This is a genomic window from Flavobacterium denitrificans DSM 15936 (assembly GCF_000425445.1).
Lineage (GTDB): Bacteria > Bacteroidota > Bacteroidia > Flavobacteriales > Flavobacteriaceae > Flavobacterium > Flavobacterium denitrificans.
In genome coordinates this window covers 163,591-180,355 of the sequence record NZ_AUDL01000004.1, presented here as the reverse complement: position 1 = coordinate 180,355, position 16,765 = coordinate 163,591, and the positions used below count along the sequence as shown (strand labels likewise).

15 protein-coding genes are annotated in these 16,765 nt (G+C 36.4%); 5 read left to right on the top strand and 10 right to left on the bottom strand.

Annotation, left to right across the window (positions count from 1 at the left end; all coding sequences use genetic code 11):
• Positions 1 to 77: 77 nt before the first annotated feature.
• Positions 78 to 782, bottom strand: a complete 705-nt coding sequence (locus H600_RS0100800; RefSeq protein WP_026727005.1) for a Crp/Fnr family transcriptional regulator — start codon at positions 780 to 782, stop codon at positions 78 to 80.
• A gap of 179 nt (positions 783 to 961) precedes the next feature.
• On the opposite strand from H600_RS0100800, the gene icd reads away from it, so the two are divergent.
• The 3 genes from icd (at position 962) to H600_RS0100785 (ending at position 3,278) form a co-directional block, all read left to right on the top strand.
• Positions 962 to 2,182 carry an NADP-dependent isocitrate dehydrogenase gene (gene icd / locus H600_RS0100795; RefSeq protein ID WP_026727004.1) on the top strand — a complete coding sequence of 407 codons (1,221 nt, stop codon included), beginning with the start codon at positions 962 to 964 and terminating at the stop codon, positions 2,180 to 2,182.
• Complete coding sequence (locus H600_RS0100790) at positions 2,182 to 2,571, top strand: DUF983 domain-containing protein (protein WP_026727003.1); 390 nt, start codon at positions 2,182 to 2,184, stop codon at positions 2,569 to 2,571. The genes icd and H600_RS0100790 overlap by 1 nt, the downstream gene beginning before the upstream one ends.
• Positions 2,572 to 2,897: 326 nt before the next feature.
• Positions 2,898 to 3,278: a DUF983 domain-containing protein gene (locus H600_RS0100785; RefSeq protein WP_035108224.1), complete on the top strand. Its 381-nt coding sequence runs from the start codon at positions 2,898 to 2,900 to the stop codon at positions 3,276 to 3,278.
• A 117-nt stretch (positions 3,279 to 3,395) separates the two neighbouring features.
• On the opposite strand, the gene H600_RS0100780 is transcribed toward H600_RS0100785, so the two are convergent.
• The 8 genes from H600_RS0100780 to pckA all read right to left on the bottom strand — a co-directional run bounded on the left by H600_RS0100780 (position 3,396) and on the right by pckA (position 13,436).
• Positions 3,396 to 4,583 carry a thiolase family protein gene (locus H600_RS0100780; protein WP_026727001.1) on the bottom strand — a complete coding sequence of 396 codons (1,188 nt, stop codon included), beginning with the start codon at positions 4,581 to 4,583 and terminating at the stop codon, positions 3,396 to 3,398.
• Between the two features lie 239 nt (positions 4,584 to 4,822).
• Positions 4,823 to 7,699, bottom strand: a complete 2,877-nt coding sequence (gcvP, locus tag H600_RS0100775) for an aminomethyl-transferring glycine dehydrogenase (protein WP_026727000.1) — start codon at positions 7,697 to 7,699, stop codon at positions 4,823 to 4,825.
• A 10-nt stretch (positions 7,700 to 7,709) separates the two neighbouring features.
• Positions 7,710 to 8,957 carry an aminotransferase class I/II-fold pyridoxal phosphate-dependent enzyme gene (locus H600_RS0100770; protein ID WP_026726999.1) on the bottom strand — a complete coding sequence of 416 codons (1,248 nt, stop codon included), beginning with the start codon at positions 8,955 to 8,957 and terminating at the stop codon, positions 7,710 to 7,712.
• Positions 8,958 to 9,133: 176 nt separating this feature from the next.
• Positions 9,134 to 9,730: a methyltransferase domain-containing protein gene (locus tag H600_RS0100765; RefSeq protein WP_026726998.1), complete on the bottom strand. Its 597-nt coding sequence runs from the start codon at positions 9,728 to 9,730 to the stop codon at positions 9,134 to 9,136.
• Positions 9,727 to 10,098, bottom strand: a complete 372-nt coding sequence (locus H600_RS0100760) for a glycine cleavage system protein H (protein ID WP_026726997.1) — start codon at positions 10,096 to 10,098, stop codon at positions 9,727 to 9,729. Before H600_RS0100760 ends, H600_RS0100765 begins: the two co-directional genes overlap by 4 nt.
• Positions 10,099 to 10,102: 4 nt before the next feature.
• Complete coding sequence (gene gcvT, locus H600_RS0100755) at positions 10,103 to 11,200, bottom strand: glycine cleavage system aminomethyltransferase GcvT (RefSeq protein WP_026726996.1); 1,098 nt, start codon at positions 11,198 to 11,200, stop codon at positions 10,103 to 10,105.
• A 22-nt stretch (positions 11,201 to 11,222) separates the two neighbouring features.
• Positions 11,223 to 11,603, bottom strand: a complete 381-nt coding sequence (gcvH, locus tag H600_RS0100750; RefSeq protein WP_026726995.1) for a glycine cleavage system protein GcvH — start codon at positions 11,601 to 11,603, stop codon at positions 11,223 to 11,225.
• 234 nt (positions 11,604 to 11,837) lie between these two features.
• Positions 11,838 to 13,436 carry a phosphoenolpyruvate carboxykinase (ATP) gene (gene pckA / locus H600_RS0100745; protein ID WP_026726994.1) on the bottom strand — a complete coding sequence of 533 codons (1,599 nt, stop codon included), beginning with the start codon at positions 13,434 to 13,436 and terminating at the stop codon, positions 11,838 to 11,840.
• A 136-nt stretch (positions 13,437 to 13,572) separates the two neighbouring features.
• Between pckA and H600_RS0100740 the strand changes: the two genes are divergently transcribed.
• Both H600_RS0100740 and H600_RS0100735 read left to right on the top strand, forming a co-directional pair.
• Entirely contained in the window at positions 13,573 to 14,268 is a 696-nt protein-coding gene (locus tag H600_RS0100740) for a Crp/Fnr family transcriptional regulator (RefSeq protein WP_245176525.1), read from the top strand.
• A gap of 94 nt (positions 14,269 to 14,362) precedes the next feature.
• Complete coding sequence (locus H600_RS0100735; RefSeq protein WP_342446967.1) at positions 14,363 to 15,133, top strand: YoaK family protein; 771 nt, start codon at positions 14,363 to 14,365, stop codon at positions 15,131 to 15,133.
• A gap of 656 nt (positions 15,134 to 15,789) precedes the next feature.
• Here the strand turns inward: H600_RS0100735 and H600_RS21730 are convergent.
• Positions 15,790 to 16,641: a site-specific integrase gene (locus H600_RS21730; RefSeq protein WP_245176524.1), complete on the bottom strand. Its 852-nt coding sequence runs from the start codon at positions 16,639 to 16,641 to the stop codon at positions 15,790 to 15,792.
• Between the last annotated feature and the right edge of the window lie 124 nt (positions 16,642 to 16,765).

The window sequence follows — 16,765 nt, the reverse complement described above, 5'->3', positions numbered from 1 at the left end:
TTAACTCAAAAAAAAAGAAACCACAGGTACAGATTTAGCCAATGGGAGAAACATTATGATTTAATAATGCCTTTTTCTTATTTTAAATCAGTGAGTTTAAGGTCCAGAAACTCCAATAAAGGATATCTGTTTTTTATGTAAATCCTTCGTTTGTCAATTTCAATAATTTCCTCTTCTTTAAGCTGCTTAAGGCTTCGTCCCAAACTTTCCTGCGATGTACCAATAATATTTGCCAGATCGTCCCGGGTCAGGTCAATTCCCTGAATCTTTTCGGAATTTTGACTGAATCTCTTCTCAAGAAGCAGTAAAAATATTGCTAATCGGGTTTTTTGATCTTTTTGTGCCAGAACAGCGATGGTATTGGCGAGTACCCCAAATTCATGGCTAATGTTTTTTATAAAAGTGTGCTGCAGAGAGGGGATTTCTTTTAGCAATCTTAAAAAATCATTCTTAGCAATAAAATTTACTTCTAAGTCTTCTAAGGCCTGACAGGAATCCTGATATCGCTCTTCACCCAGCAGGGCATGATACCCCAATACATCGCCATTGGTATAAATGTAAAAGATCTGCTCTTCACCGCTAAAGCCACGCTTGAATTTTTTGGCTTTACCATGTTTTATTTGGAAAATTCCGGTGGGAATTCCCTGTTCGTAAAAGAGCATATTTCCTTTTTTGATGGTAAGTGGCTCCATAACATTGAAAACCAGCTGATTTTCTTCAGGTGTTAATTCCTTAAAAAGCAGGTTACTCTGAAAATCAAATTGTGTAAAAAAGTCTTTCATGCAGCAAATATAACAAATTTAATAAATAAGTATAACTTATAATATTTTTATTTATAACAAATGTTATATATTTGTAGTAATTATTAACAGAACTGATTTTCTTAAAATCATAATGGAATTGTTTTTTATATAGAAGAAAGGCTGAAATAAATTAAAAAGTAACTATTAGTACATAAATTATGAAACAAAACAAGATCAGCATTCAAAATGGAAAATTATATGTTCCTTCACATCCTATCATCCCATTTATTGAGGGAGATGGTATAGGGCCAGATATTTGGAAAGCTTCAAAATTAGTTTTTGATGCAGCGGTAGAGAAGGCTTACGGCGGTGACAGAAAAATTCAATGGAAAGAAATATATGCAGGAGAGAAAGCTTTTGAAAAAACAGGAAGCTGGCTGCCTGATGAAACAATTGAAACTATAAAGGAGTATCTGGTAGCTATCAAAGGACCGCTGACAACACCAGTTGGAGGAGGGATGAGATCCCTTAATGTTGCATTAAGACAAAAGCTTGATCTATATGCCTGTGTTAGGCCTGTAAAATGGTATCAAGGGGTTCCTTCTCCGGTAAAAGCACCTGAAAAAGTAGATATGATTATCTTCAGGGAAAATACAGAAGACATTTATGCTGGTATAGAATGGATGGCAGGCACGCCGGAATTAGAGAAGGTTAAGGATTTTTTAATCAATGAGATGGGTGTTAAGGATATTCGATTTCCTAATTCGACTTCAATTGGAATAAAACCAGTCTCAAAAGAAGGAACAGAGCGCCTTGTCAGGGAAGCCCTTAAATATGCCATTGAGAACAGAAAAGACTCAGTCACTATTGTACATAAAGGAAATATCATGAAATTTACTGAAGGTAAATTTAAAGAGTGGGGATATCAATTGGCTAAAGATGAATTTGGAGCCAAAGACTATGAAGGCGGACCCTGGCAGGTTATTGAAAAATACGGGCATAAAGTTATTGTAAAAGATGTAATAGCCGATGCTTTTCTGCAGCAGATCATATTAAGACCTGAGCAGTATGACGTGATTGCTACTTTGAATCTTAATGGGGATTATATCTCAGATGCACTGGCCGCTATAGTGGGCGGAATAGGCATTGCACCTGGAGCAAACATTAATTATACAACAGGTGTTTCCATATTTGAGGCGACACACGGAACAGCTCCAAAATATAAAGACCAAGATAAAGTGAATCCCTCTTCAGAAATTCTTTCAGGAGTCATGATGCTCGAATATCTTGGCTGGCAAGACGCTGCGGATCTAATCGTAAAAGGAATGAACGGAGCTATTAATAAAAAAACGGTAACTTATGATTTTGAACGTTTGATGGATGGCGCTACTTTACTTAAATGCTCTGAATTCGGTCAGGCTATTATAAATAATATGTAATGGACTCAAGAATACCGTTAAAGTATATCCTAAAACTTAAATGCCCAAGATGCCATAAGGGAAATTTATTTACCAATCCCGGACTCGTTGTAATGAGCGGATTTCTTAAAATGCCTGAAAATTGTAAGCATTGCCATCAGGACTTTAGGATAGAACCCGGTTTTTATTCAGCAGCTTTATGGATCAGTTATCCCATAGTATTGATTGTTTTTATACCGCTGTTGTTTTTTGGTTTATATTTAAATGAAAACTATGAGATTCCTTTTAAGGTATTGATACCGGCTCTGGTGATTTTATGCTTTGTTTTACAAATCCCAATAATGCGAATATCAAGAGCCATTTTACTTCATTTAACTGTTAAATATTTTGGAGGGAATAAAAAGAAGTAATACTGCCCAGGAGTTTAAAAAAATCAAACTATTACAGCCAGTAGAAAATACGTTCTGAAAGATCAATTCAGAAGTAAAACCTCTTTCTAATTGTGATGGCCTGTTTAAAAGAGATGTGTAGGTTGAGTCCGTGTCACTCAAAAGTAATAGAACAGTTTATGTCAGGTAAGTACTCGTTAATTAAATTAAAACGGAGGATTTTATGGCTGTCCTTAAAGCTCCTCCGTCTTTTAAACAGATAAACCCAGAACTTTCAGTATATGTTAGAAAGTTTCAAAATTAAAACCATTGCTCATTGAATTGAGCTTAAAATAGATTATAAGCAGATGAAAAAGGGATCTAAATTAAATAGTATTATAACAGGAAGTTGTCCTAAATGTCAGAATGAAAGTATGTATTTGGATAAAAATCCACTGCATTTAGGTTCTGTTCTTAAAATGCACGAGAAATGCAGCCATTGCTCGCTAAGATATCAGATAGAGCCTTCTTTCTTTTTTGGCGCAATGTATGTAAGCTATGCATTAAATGTTGCTGTGGGAATTGCAGCTTTCATGATCTCATATCTTATCTTTAATTCCAGTCTAAAAACATCCTTTATTGCAATTATTGTAACGCTGATTATTTTATTTCCAGTTTTGCTGAGATTATCGAGAAATATTTACATCAATATGTTCATTTCCTATAGTCCAAAAACAAATATAAAATAGATTTAGTCATTCTAAAAAACACCTAACTTAGAAAGGGAGAGCCTTTAATTAATGCTCTCCCTTTTTTAAGTTAGTTATCAGAACATTGGGGATTGTTCTGTGTGCATTATTATAATTTTACCCATGATTGACAAGTTCTATAACTATAGCACTTGCGCCACCACCTCCATTGCAGATACTAGCTACTCCATATTTGCTGTTGTTCTGCTTAAGTACATTTATTAATGTAACTACTATACGCGCGCCGGAACAGCCCAGTGGATGTCCCAAGGAAACAGCACCACCATTTACATTTACTTTTTTAGGATCCAGTTTTAGTTTCTGAATATTAACAATTCCAACGGTGGAGAAAGCTTCGTTTAATTCAAAATAATCAATATCTTCAATTTTTAACCCTGCTTTGTGAAGGGCTTTGGTTATAGCCAGTGCAGGGGAAGTAGTGAACCATTCTGGTGCCTGTTCGGCATCGGCATAGCCCCTTATAATTGCAATGGGCTTGGCATTTAATTGTAAAGCTTTTTCTTTACTCATCAGTAAAAGCGCTGCCGCGCCATCGTTCATGGTAGAGGAGTTAGCGGCTGTCGCAGTACCTGTTTGGGAAAATACGGGTTTTAAGCCCGCTATCTTATCAAATTTGACATTCTTATATTCTTCATCTTCCTTAAAAATAATTGGTACGCCTTTATAGTGTGGCATCTCCACTGGTACAATTTCATTGTCGAACTTTCCATTTTCCCATGCTATTTGAGAACGCTTGTAAGATTCAATGGCAAAAGCATCCTGTTCTTCTCTTGAAATAGTATGTTCTTTGGCGCATAAATCAGAAGCATTGCCCATAGGATAGTTGTGATAAACATCGGTTAAACCATCTTTGGCAATACCATCTATCATAACCACATTTCCATATTTATTTCCCCAACGGGTGTTTTCGGAATAAAAAGGTACCTGGCTCATGTTTTCCATTCCACCTGCAACGACTACATCGGCATCACCACAGAGAATACTTTGTGCAGCTATTGAAATTGCTTTCATTCCAGAAGCACATACTTTGTTGATAGTCGTACATCGTACTGTGACGGGCAAACCTGCAAAAATTGCTGCCTGGCGTGCCGGGGCCTGCCCTAAATTGGCTTGCAAAACGCAGCCCATATACACCTCCTGAATTTCATCTACATCAATACCTGCCCTTGCAACAACTTCCTTTATTGTTATTGCCCCTAATGTAGTGGAATGCACATTTTTTAAAGCTCCACCAAAACTGCCTATTGGGGTACGAACTGACGCAACTATAAATATATCTTTCATTTTTACCTCTATTTTTAATTTGAAACTTCTCAAAAAGCGAATGTGTTTTCATCTTGCAGGGTATTCCAGTTCTGATAATTCTGTTCAGAACTATCTCCAGACTAGCCAGTAATTGCTTTACCAGTAAAGACCTTAAAGAATCAAATGCCTGCAGACACAACAACTGCAGTCCATGAGCTGTTCCTGGTATGTCATAATTTGAATCAAGCTAACCAAGCCAATAGGTTCCACAAGATATTTTAGTTCGATGCTGCTTCTGCGGCCCATTCTTGTGTCGGATTGCAGGAACAAATTAAATTCCTGTCACCATATGCATTATCTATCTTGCTTACAGATGGCCAGAATTTATTATCCTCAACCCATTTTAGAGGGAACGCCGCTTTTTGTCTGCTGTATACCTTGTTCCACTGATCATTTAGAAGTGTTTTTGACGTATGCGGCGCATTCTTAATTACATTGTCATCTTTATCATATTTTCCTATTGCAATCTCATTTATTTCTTCCCTAATGGCAATCATAGCTTCACAGAAACGATCCATCTCTGCTTTGCTTTCGCTTTCGGTAGGTTCCACCATTAGCGTATCGTGTACGGGGAATGCAATGGTTGGGGCATGAAATCCATAATCCATTAATCGCTTACCAATATCACCTACTTCTATATTTGTTTCTTTTTTAAAGGAAGCACAATCCAAAATCATTTCATGTGCACAAAATCCATTTTTGCCTGTGTATAAAATAGGATAGTGGCCTTCAAGTCTGGTTTTAATATAATTAGCATTTAAGATAGCGGTCTTAGTTGCCTCAGTGAGGCCTCTGGCGCCAAGCATTTTAATATAACCATACGAGACCAGCAGAATTAAAGCACTGCCATAGGGTGCTGCTGATATTGCTGATATTGCGTTTTTATCCTTGATTTCTGCGTGAGAATGAGAAGGCAGGTAGGGAGCAAGATGTTTGGCAACCCCTATTGGTCCAACTCCGGGTCCTCCACCTCCATGCGGTATAGCAAATGTTTTATGCAGGTTTAAGTGACATACATCCGCACCGATTTTTCCTGGACTGGTGAGACCTACCTGTGCATTCATGTTGGCACCATCCATATAGACCTGACCTCCATTATCATGAATAATTTTAGTGATATCTTTTATTCCTTCTTCATAAACGCCGTGAGTGGAAGGATAAGTGATCATCAGACAAGCTAAATTTTCTGTATATTCTTCCGCCTTTAGCTGCAGGTCTTCCGCGTCAATATTTCCTTTTTGATCACATTTAATAATTACTATTTTCATGCCGGCCATAGCTGCCGATGCAGGGTTTGTTCCATGGGCAGAAGAAGGTATCAGCACTACGTTTCTGTGTTTATTTCCCATTGCTGCATGATAAGCGCGTATGACCATTAGTCCTGCATATTCTCCCGAGGCACCTGAATTTGGCTGAAAGGAAAGAGCAAAAAAACCAGTTATTTCACAAAGGTCTTTTTCTAATTGATTAATTATTTCTGTGTATCCTAAAACCTGATCTAATGGAACAAAAGGATGGATATTTGCAAACTCTGGCCATGTAATGGGCAATAATTCTGATACTGCATTGAGTTTCATTGTACATGAACCCAGTGAAATCATACTGTGTACCAGTGAAAGGTCTTTATTTTCGAGACGTTTAATGTAACGCATCATTTCGGTTTCATTGTGGTACTCATTGAAAATTGGATGAGTCAAATATTTCGAGGTTCTATTACACGCAGTTGCAGAGATCAACTTGGAGTCAATTCGATGTATTTTGGTTGTCTGTTTGTCAAATACGAATGTGAAAACATTCAGTATATTTGAAATATCTTTTTCACTAGAGGTTTCATCCAAAGAAATAGCTATTTGTTTTTCACTTAGATATCTAAAATTCAGTTCATTTTTTTCTGCTATTTTTCGGATAAATTTTGCGTCTTGAACCTCTACCACAATCGTATCAAAAAATATACTAGTTTTAATTTTAAAACCTGCTTTTTTTAATTCTTCAGCAAGTGAAAATGTAAGATCATGTATTTTTTGCGCAATTGCCTTTATTCTTTCCGGACCATGATATACGGCATACATACTGGCCATGATAGCAAGCAAAGCTTGCGCGGTACAAATATTTGAGGTTGCTTTTTCTCTCTTGATATGCTGCTCACGGGTCTGCAATGCCATTCGTAATGCTTTGTTTCCTGTTGAATCAAGCGAAACACCAATAATACGCCCAGGAAGTACCCGCTTATATTCGTCCCTGCAGGCAAAGAATGCTGCATGTGGACCTCCGTAACCCATAGGAACTCCAAAGCGTTGTGAATTTCCAACAACGCAATCCGCACCCCATTCCCCCGGGGGAACTAAAAGTGCCAAAGCCATAAGATCGCTTGCTACACATACCTGTATTTTATACCCCTGTGTAGTAGTCATGAAAGAGGAATAATCATTTATTTCTCCATTGACATCAGGATATTGAATAAGGGCACCAAAATAACTGTCATCAAAACTTACTTTAGTATGACTGCCAATAATCAGTTCAATATTAAATGGTTCTGCACGAGTTTTTAAAACATCAATAGTTTGTGGAAAACAGTGTTCGGAAACAAAAAATTTCTTTGCCCCATTGGCTTGTTTTTCTTTACTTCTGCTGCCAAAGAACATTAACATAGCTTCAGCCGCGGCAGTTGCCTCATCCAAGAGGGAAGCATTGGCCAAGGGCATTGCAGTTAAGTCCATTACCATTGTTTGAAAATTAAGCAGGGCTTCCAGACGTCCTTGCGAGATTTCAGCCTGATAGGGCGTGTAGGCAGTGTACCATCCCGGGTTCTCCAGGATGTTACGCTGGATTACTGCAGGCAGAATTGTATTGTAATAGCCCGATCCGATATAAGACTGAAACAATTTATTTTTGCCCGCAGTGTTTCGCAAGTGTTTTTGATATTCATATTCTGAAAGTCCTGCCTCAATATTCAAGGGCCTTGCCAGACGGATGTCTGATGGCACTATTTTGTCAATTAATTCATCCAGCGAAGAAACACCTATGACATCCAGCATTTCTTTTAAGTCTTTTTTGTTTACGCCACTGTGGCGCGTTATAAATTGATCTGATTTCATGTTTTGAGATTTAAAATGTAGCTTCTGCTTCTTCCTGCTTTTTGTACTGTCCTGAATTTAGATTACCCCTGATTTGCTCAAATACAGCTATAGTTCTTTCAACATCCTCTAAGGTGTGCACTGCAGTGGGGATCAATCGCAGAATAATCATGCCTTTTGGCACAACAGGATATACTACTACGGAACAGAAAATCTGATGGTTTTCCCGCAGGTCCTTAACCAAAGCGGTTGCCTCACCAAGGGTCCCATTAAGGTAAACAGGAGTAACAGGAGAGTCGGTATTGCCGATATCAAAGCCTGCATCAGTTAGGCCATTTTGCAGGCTATGGGTAATTTCCCAAAGCTTTTCCCTGAGTTCAGGCCTGCTGCGCATTAATTCCAATCGTTTTAAGGCCCCAAAAACCATTGGCATTGGCAATGCTTTTGCAAATATCTGTGAGCGCATATTATATTTTAAGAATAATATTGCCTTTTTAGTACTGGCAACAAAAGCGCCAATACCGGCAAAAGATTTTGCAAATGTTCCAAAATAAAAATCAATACCTTCCTGAACACCTTGTTCCTCACCAGTTCCAGCGCCGGTTTTGCCCATAGTGCCAATCCCGTGGGCATCATCAACGAGGAGCGAAAAATTATATTTCTCCTTAAGGGCTACAATTTCTTTTAATTTGCCTTGATCACCACGCATACCAAACACACCCTCTGTTATGACCAGGATTGCACCATTTGTTTCTTTGACAATTTTTTTAGCGCGCTCGAGCTGTTTTTCACAATCTTCAATATTATTGTGCTTGAAAACAAAGCGTTTGCCTAAATGTAATCGCATTCCATCAAGGATACAGGCATGCGATTCTGCATCATAAACGATAACATCTTGTCGATCTACCAGGCTATCAATGATCGATACCATTCCCTGATAGCCATAGTTTAATAAGAAAGCATCTTCTTTTTGAACATAATCTGCAATTTTCTGCTCAAACTCTTCATGGAGTTTCGTGTTTCCGCTCATCATGCGGGCCCCCATCGGATAGGCAAGGCCATATAATATGGTTCCTTCATTATCGGCTTGTCTGACTTCGGGATGATTGGCTAGTCCCAAATAGTTGTTCAGACTCCATACTAATTTTTCCTTGCCGTTAAAAAGCATTGTATTGCTAATTTCGCCTTCTAATCTTGGATAGGCATAATATCCATGTGCATAATGAGCATGATCGCCCAGTGGACCCAGACGCGTGCTTATTTTATCCATTATATTCATATATTTTTTAGATTGAATTGTTATATTTTTATTTTTAAAAGATCTTGTTTATCTGTGATCTCCTTTTTTATAACCTAAAAAAGGATAATGGTATATTAAATAGAAATTTTTTTAAAGAGATTTAGACAGCAGTATTTCCCTGCTTTTGAAGATTGAAAGGTTTATTTCGTAATTCATTAAGATGTCTTCTGCCAAAAGAGCAATAAGCCTCCGCGGGCACCGTATTCTAATTCAAAACTATCGGGGATTTCCTGCCAATTACTCCAATAGGTAACCAATCGTGTACCGATTGGTGTTCTATCAAGCTGTTCTTTTACATAGTTGGAGTACAAATAAAATAACTCTCTTTCAGGAAGTATTGTTTTATCAATTGAACACGACAAATCAATATTTTCATAAAATGAATTATAAAAATAAAAGGCCTCATAGTCAGAAAAGTTAATTTTGTTGATGTTGGAATGGATAAATTCCACATTAGTTACATCGTATCGGTCTGCAATTTTTTTCGATAGCTTGACAAGCGATTCTCTTTGCTCCACACCGTAAAATTTTCCTTTGGTAGAGGCCGCTCCCACAAGGCAAAATTTGCCTACCCCGGAACCAATATCCAATACTTTTTTATGAGGCTTATCAACTAAATACTCAGCTGCGGCCTTGGCAACTGCAACAGGAGTCCAATGGCGGGCTGCCAGTCTTTTTATTCTGCTTGGATATAGCTCGTTAAAGGAGGTGTCCTCAACAGCTATATTTAATTTAAGGAATTTAAATATCATTGAATAAGTTCTGTATATTCTTCATTGGCTAATAATCCGTAAGTAGTTGTATTTGTCGAAACCCTTAACAGCCAATGATTGTATGGATCTCGATTGATACTTGAAGGGTTTTTATCGAAGGTGGTGTTTGTTGCCATAATTTTGCATTCAAAAGGGGCAACGAGAGAAAAAGTTTGATTAAGTCCATAGATATTGCCCCATACCCTTTCTTTTTCCATATACTCGTTGTTTAATTCCAGTTCAATTAAACTAATTTCACCGATTTCTTTTTGAATAAAGTCTGTTATACCTATAAAAAAATCGCACATTCCAATTTTTCTAAGCCACAGGTGATTTTTGGTATAATAAAGTCCTTTTGGAATAAACATATCTTTAGGAATTTGGATTTGAATAAAAAGGCGTTTTAACAATAATTGCCTTAACTGGTTTGTTTCTTATATTAATAAAAATCTCACTGCCAATAGTTGATTTTTCAAAAGTAACATATCCCATTCCAATAGCTTTTTTTAAAGTAGGGGACATGGTACCTGAGGTCACAATACCTATAAGCTGTTGGTTTTCATCCCAAATTTCGTAATCATGGCGGGGGATTCCTTTATCAGTTATTTCAAATCCGACTAATTTCCTTGTTACTCCATTCTCTTTTTGAATTTTGAGTAGATCACTCTGAACAAATTCTTTAGTAAATTTTGTAATCCAGCCCAAGCCGGCTTCTAACGGGGAGGTTGTATCATTGATGTCGTTTCCGTACAAGCAGTACCCCATTTCTAATCGCAGTGTGTCTCTGGCCGCCAGACCAACGGGTTCAATATTGTACTCTTTTCCTGCCTCGAAAATGGCATCCCATAACTGTTTGATATACTTGTTCTGCACATATATTTCAAATCCACCAGCCCCTGTGTATCCTGTAGCTGATATTATAGAATTTGGAATGCCGGCAAACTCTCCTATTTCAAAGGTATAATACTTCATATCGGCTAAATTGATGGTGGTCAATTTTTGCAGGGATTTTACAGCCAGTGGACCTTGAACAGCCAATTGGGAAATTATATCGGAAAGGTTTGTTATGGTAAGATCTAAATAATCAAGGGCTATACTATTTATCCAATCCCAGTCTTTTTGGATATTCGAAGCATTTACAACTAGTAAATAATCATTTTCACTCATCATATATATCAGCAGATCATCTACAATACCACCCGTATTGTTGGGCATACAGCTGTATTGCACTTTCCCTGGGGAAAGTGTTGAGGCATCGTTAGAACTTATTTTCTGAATTAATGGCAACGCATCTTTTCCTTGTATGAGAATCTCCCCCATATGGGAAACGTCAAAAACACCTACAGCATTTCGAACGACTTCATGTTCATGATTTACACCTGCATATTGGACAGGCATTTCATAACCGGCAAATGCTACCATTTTCCCGCCAAGGGTGTGATGCGTATCATTAAGGGCAGTTTTTTTGATATTTACTAATTCATTTTCCATATCATGAACCTATTAATAATGCATAAGCATCGGATTTTAGCAGTCCTTTAGTTTCTGCGTTATTTTCAATCTTTACTTTAATCATCCATCCGTCACCATAAGGGTCAGAGTTAACCAATTCAGGATTTGTTTCTAATTTTGGGTTTAACTCAAGAATCTCCCCATTAAGGGGCATAAAAAGATCAGATACCGTTTTTACAGCTTCCACTGTTCCAAATGTTTGGTTTTGATTTAGGTTTTCGCCAACTGTTTCTATTTCCACATATACAATATCTCCTAATTCATGCTGAGCAAAATCGGTAATTCCGATATAGGCTATAGCATTTTCAATTCTTATCCATTCGTGGTCATGGGTATACAAAAGATTTTCTGGGATTTTCATTTATTTGTTTATTTATTAAAATTTTCTTTTTGTTTTTCAGGGCACAATACGTTGCTATAAGTACAGTATATACAACACTCAGTGATGTCAGTTATTTCAAAAACCGCCTTGCAGAACACACATCTACTACTTAGGACTTTGCTTTTGAGAGCCATCCTTTCACTGTACTTGGAGGAACACTCCGGACATTGTAGTATGGCTTTAATAGTGATAATGCTATTCAATTTCTTTAGATTAATTATGGATTGTATTTAGCATAGGTGCACCATTTAGAATCTCTTGGTTGGCATAAGATTCAAAAGATTTAAAATTCTCTATAAATTGCTCCGCTAGATTTTGTGCTTTTTTATCATAATCCGATTTATCGTTCCAGGTATTTTTTGGATTTAAGATTTCAGAGGGAACACCGTCACATTTTGAAGGCATTTGCAATCCAAAAACAGGATGTTGTATATAGTCTGCGTGATCAAAACTGCCTTGAAGAACTGCTGTTATCATAGCCCGGGTATAGGAAAGTTTTATACGCTCCCCAACGCCATATGCACCACCTGACCAACCTGTGTTTATAAGCCAGACATTTACATTATTTTCTGTCAGTTTCCTTCCTAGTAATTCTGCATATTTTGTAGGATGAAGGGGTAAAAAAGGTTTGCCAAAGCAGGCAGAAAAAGTAGTTTGAGGTTCGGTTATCCCTGCTTCGGTGCCCGCCACCTTTGCCGTATATCCTGAGATAAAATGATACATTGCCTGGCCAACTGTTAGCTTGGAAATGGGAGGCAATACCCCAAAAGCATCACAAGTCAGAAAAAATATATTTTTAGGGATTTCACCAATAGATGGGTTAATTGCATTATCAATATAATGGATCGGATAAGCGGCTCTCGTATTTTCGGTTACTGAAATGTTATCGTAATCAACGATATTAGATCCTTCTAAGAATCGAACATTTTCAAGCAGGGTTCCAAATCGTACTGCGGAAAATATTTGAGGTTCTTTTTCCTCACTAAGGTTCACGCATTTAGCATAACAGCCACCTTCAAAATTAAATACATTTTCATTATCCCAACCATGCTCATCATCACCAATTAACCCGCGGGACGGATCTGCTGAAAGTGTAGTTTTCCCCGTTCCTGACAAGCCAAAAAATACGGCAGTGTCACCCTGCTTACCGATATTGGCAGAACAGTGCATGGAAAGTACATTTTTTTCATGGGGAAGTATATAATTAAGAACCGTAAAAATCCCCTTTTTTATTTCACCGGTATAAGCGCTGCCACCGATAAGGATTATTTTTTTAGTAAAGTTAATTATCGTAAAATTATGCTGGCGTGTTTTATCAATTAAAGGATCAGCTTTAAATTCGGGAGCAACAAGTATTAACCATTCATGTTCAAAAGTTTCCAGTTCTTTTTCAGATGGTCTTAAAAAAAGATTATGGGCAAATAAGCTCTGCCATGGGTTTTGAGTAATTACCCTTGCTTTTAATTGATATTCTTTTTTTGCACAGGCATATACATCCTTTACATATATTTCGTCATTTGAAAGAAAATCGGTGACACGATTGTATAGATTATCAAAATCCTGCGGAGCGAAAGGATGATTTATATCTCCCCACCAAATATAATCGGTTGTCTTTTCATCTTTTACAATATATTTATCTTTAGGTGAACGGCCTGTAAATTCGCCTGTGTCGCAGGCTAATGCTCCTGAACTTGTTAGAACTCCCTGTTCTCTATTTACGGTTTGTGTTACTAATATAAGTTCGGATAAATTCCAATGGATTTTTTTAGAGGTATTGATACCAATATTTTTCAGTTGTTCTATGTGTTTCATGATTCTCATTGAGATAAAATTTTATTTTCAATGGTACAAAAGTAGACAGATTTGAAATCGATTTAGTTGATTAAAATGGTGCATAAAACTTGATTTAAATCAAGTTTTAGAAAGACAAGGGAAAAATATCGTAACTTTGAAATTAGCTATGATTTCAAAATTCATCTTCAATAATCAGTATATTTTAAACGAGTTGCCTCAGTGTGATAAGGATTTGCTTGAAAAGGTGATGCAAAGTAAAAAATATGTTAAAAACCAGACAGTATTTACCGAAGGGACATTACCCACCGGTATTTTTTATATTGAAACTGGTAAAATAAAAAAATATAAAGTTGATAATGATGGGAGGGAACAAATCATCTATATCTACAATTCAGGAGAGTTTTTTGGTTATTCCGCTATACTGAGTGAGGAGGCATATGGGGATACTGCTGTGGTTATTGAAAATTCAGTTATTTCATTTATTTCTAAAGAGGACTTTTTCAATTTACTTAATAATTCTGTAGTATTTTCACGCTTACTTTTGAAAAGCTTAAGTCATGAGTTTAGTGTAATGGCAAATTTAATGGCTGTATTGTCGCAAAGAACTGTCAGAGAACGGGTTGCACTCAGCCTATTGATTTTACATGATAAGTATAGGGTTAGTGGTTCTGAAAAGAATGTTTCCATTATGCTTTCCCGAACAGATTTAGCGAACATGTCCGGAACTGTTACTGAAACATTAGCAAGAGTTCTTCATGATTTTAAGCACGAGGATCTTATTTGGACAGAAGGACGTAAAATCCAATTGCTGAATTTTCAGCGATTAACCCAGATTGCTAATTTTTATTAATGTAAGTATATATTTAAATCTGGATATAAATTTGTTTGTAAAAATATGGATATGCCTATTTCATAAAATTTCAAGGTATTTAAATTAAAATTATTTGGAAATAAGGGATTATGCACGTAAAAAAGGATTATCAAAAATGTTCAAACATCAAGGAAAAAAAAGAAACTTAAAACATAATTTAAAAATTGCTTCTCTTCTGTCTTTTGTTGCAGGAATGGTAAATGTGGCAGGATTTTTTTCCGTTCAAACCCTTACAACAAATGTCACGGGACATTTTGCATTTTTTGTGGATGAAATTTTCAAACTTGATTTCTTTACAGCAATTACGTATTTCTTATATATTTTTTCCTTTTTTATGGGGTCTTTTACTTCTAGTCTTCTAATGGAATTGGTAGTACGTAGAAGAGAAAATATTGTGCATGTTATTCCTGCTTCTATTGAGATTGCAATTTTATTTTTTATTGCCACCTTTGGAGATGACCTAATTGCTGGGTTTCCCCATTTAATTTCTTTTACATTGCTATTTGCAATGGGAATGCAAAATTCATTTGTTACAAGGATCTCAAATTCTATTGTCCGGACCACACATTTAACGGGACTTTTTACCGATTTGGGCATTGAGCTCTCACAACTTTTCTTTTACAGGGAACAAAAAGAGAAGGCTGAACTTTTTTCTTCAATTAAGTTACGCATTACAATCATTAGCTTTTTTTTTATTGGGGGTATTGCGGGAGGTATTTTTTATTCCAAAATAGGATTACAGGTCTTATTTCTTGGAGGTTTTGTATTACTAGGAGGACTAATTTATGATAATATAAAATTAAATTTGATCTTATTGAAACGTAAATTAAACAGTAGAAAGTAAAGGTTTCTCACCTTACTATTTTGGTAAATTTGAGCCGATTCCCTGTTTCCATTTACCAGATTATTCCGGACTAAGGTTTGCAATGCACTACTCAAGATCACATATGCTCTAAATCCAGCGAATACTTGTATAATTATTTATTCTGCAATTATTACTATTAATTATGTGATTGATTTTTGAGCGCATATAGCTTATTTCTAAGATTTACTCATATTAGAAGGATTGGAAGTTTAGCCATTTGTATTATTTAAAAAGATGACTTCTTTGACAGTCATCTTTTGATCAGTTCCTTGTTTATTAATGAGTTCTGATATTAACTTTGAAGTTTGCATGGGATGAATTAATTTTAACTTACTGAATAAAAAACTATTGTTGCCATGAAATAGGTAAAATAGGCACTTCTTTGTTGCTGGGAGTTTTCTCTACGACAGGATGCCATTCCCCAAGATTAGACAGAAGTAATATAACTAAAAAAGATTGATAATTTGGGTTTATCTCAAATTCTTTCTAGGTTTTTAATAGATTTATTTAAAACTATTAGCTATAAAATATAACTATTTTTTTTTGAAATTAAGTGCTTTATAAGCAAAATTATAGTAACACAGTATAAAAAGCCGGTTGTTCTCAACCAGCTTAATAATAAAAATTCTTTGCTTTCAAGACGTTAATACCTTAGCAGATATTCGCTGTTCAAGATTTCGCATGTCGTCGCTTAGTTTTTGCTCTACAACCTTAGCATAAATCTGTGTGGTACGGATACTGGTATGGCCGAGCATTTTTGAGACGCTTTCAATTGGTACTCCATTGCTCAATGTAACAGTAGTTGCAAAAGTATGACGTGCTATATGAAAAGTCAACCTCTTGGTTATCCCACAGATGTCAGCGACCTCTTTGAGGTAGCCATTCATTCGCTGATTTGAAATTACAGGGAAAACTGTACCGTTATTCAGAGCTCTCGGATCATCTCTATACTTCTCCATCAATTCTATTGCCTGTGGCAGCAGTGGTACACGTACTCCTGTATCTGTTTTTGCCCTGCTTGTAGATATCCACAATCCTCCGTCTATACCTGTGATAATATTGTTCGGAGTAAGTTCAGCGAGTTCGATATAGGAAAGACCTGTGTAGTAGCTATACAAAAACATATCCCGAACATGCCTTAGCCGCTCAATAGTAAACTCTTTATTTGCGAATGCTATTAGCTCTTTGCTGTTTAATGACTCCCGTTCCACTTTATCAAAATGCTTCTTGAAACTAGCGAAGGGATCTTTGAACAACCAATCCAACTTAACAGCCATATTTATCATTTTGCGCAGCCTTTCTATATGCTTCATGATTCCGTTATTGTTAAGCGGCTTTTGGTGGTCCTTAGGAACATAATTAAAAAGGTAGCGTTCAAAGTCCAGAATAAATTTATAAGTAAGTTGTGAAAGGATAATATCATTCCGGTAATATTTCTCCCTAAGAAATTTTTCTATATACCTCTGTGTTGTATAGTAGTTTTTCATGGTGGCAGGGCGACCTACCTATTCCTTAATTTGTTGATCTGATTGGTGTTTTAACGTGTTCACTCCAAAAGGGGTAGCCGAATAGGTCTCATATTTAATGAATTACCTTGTAGCGCTTTGTATA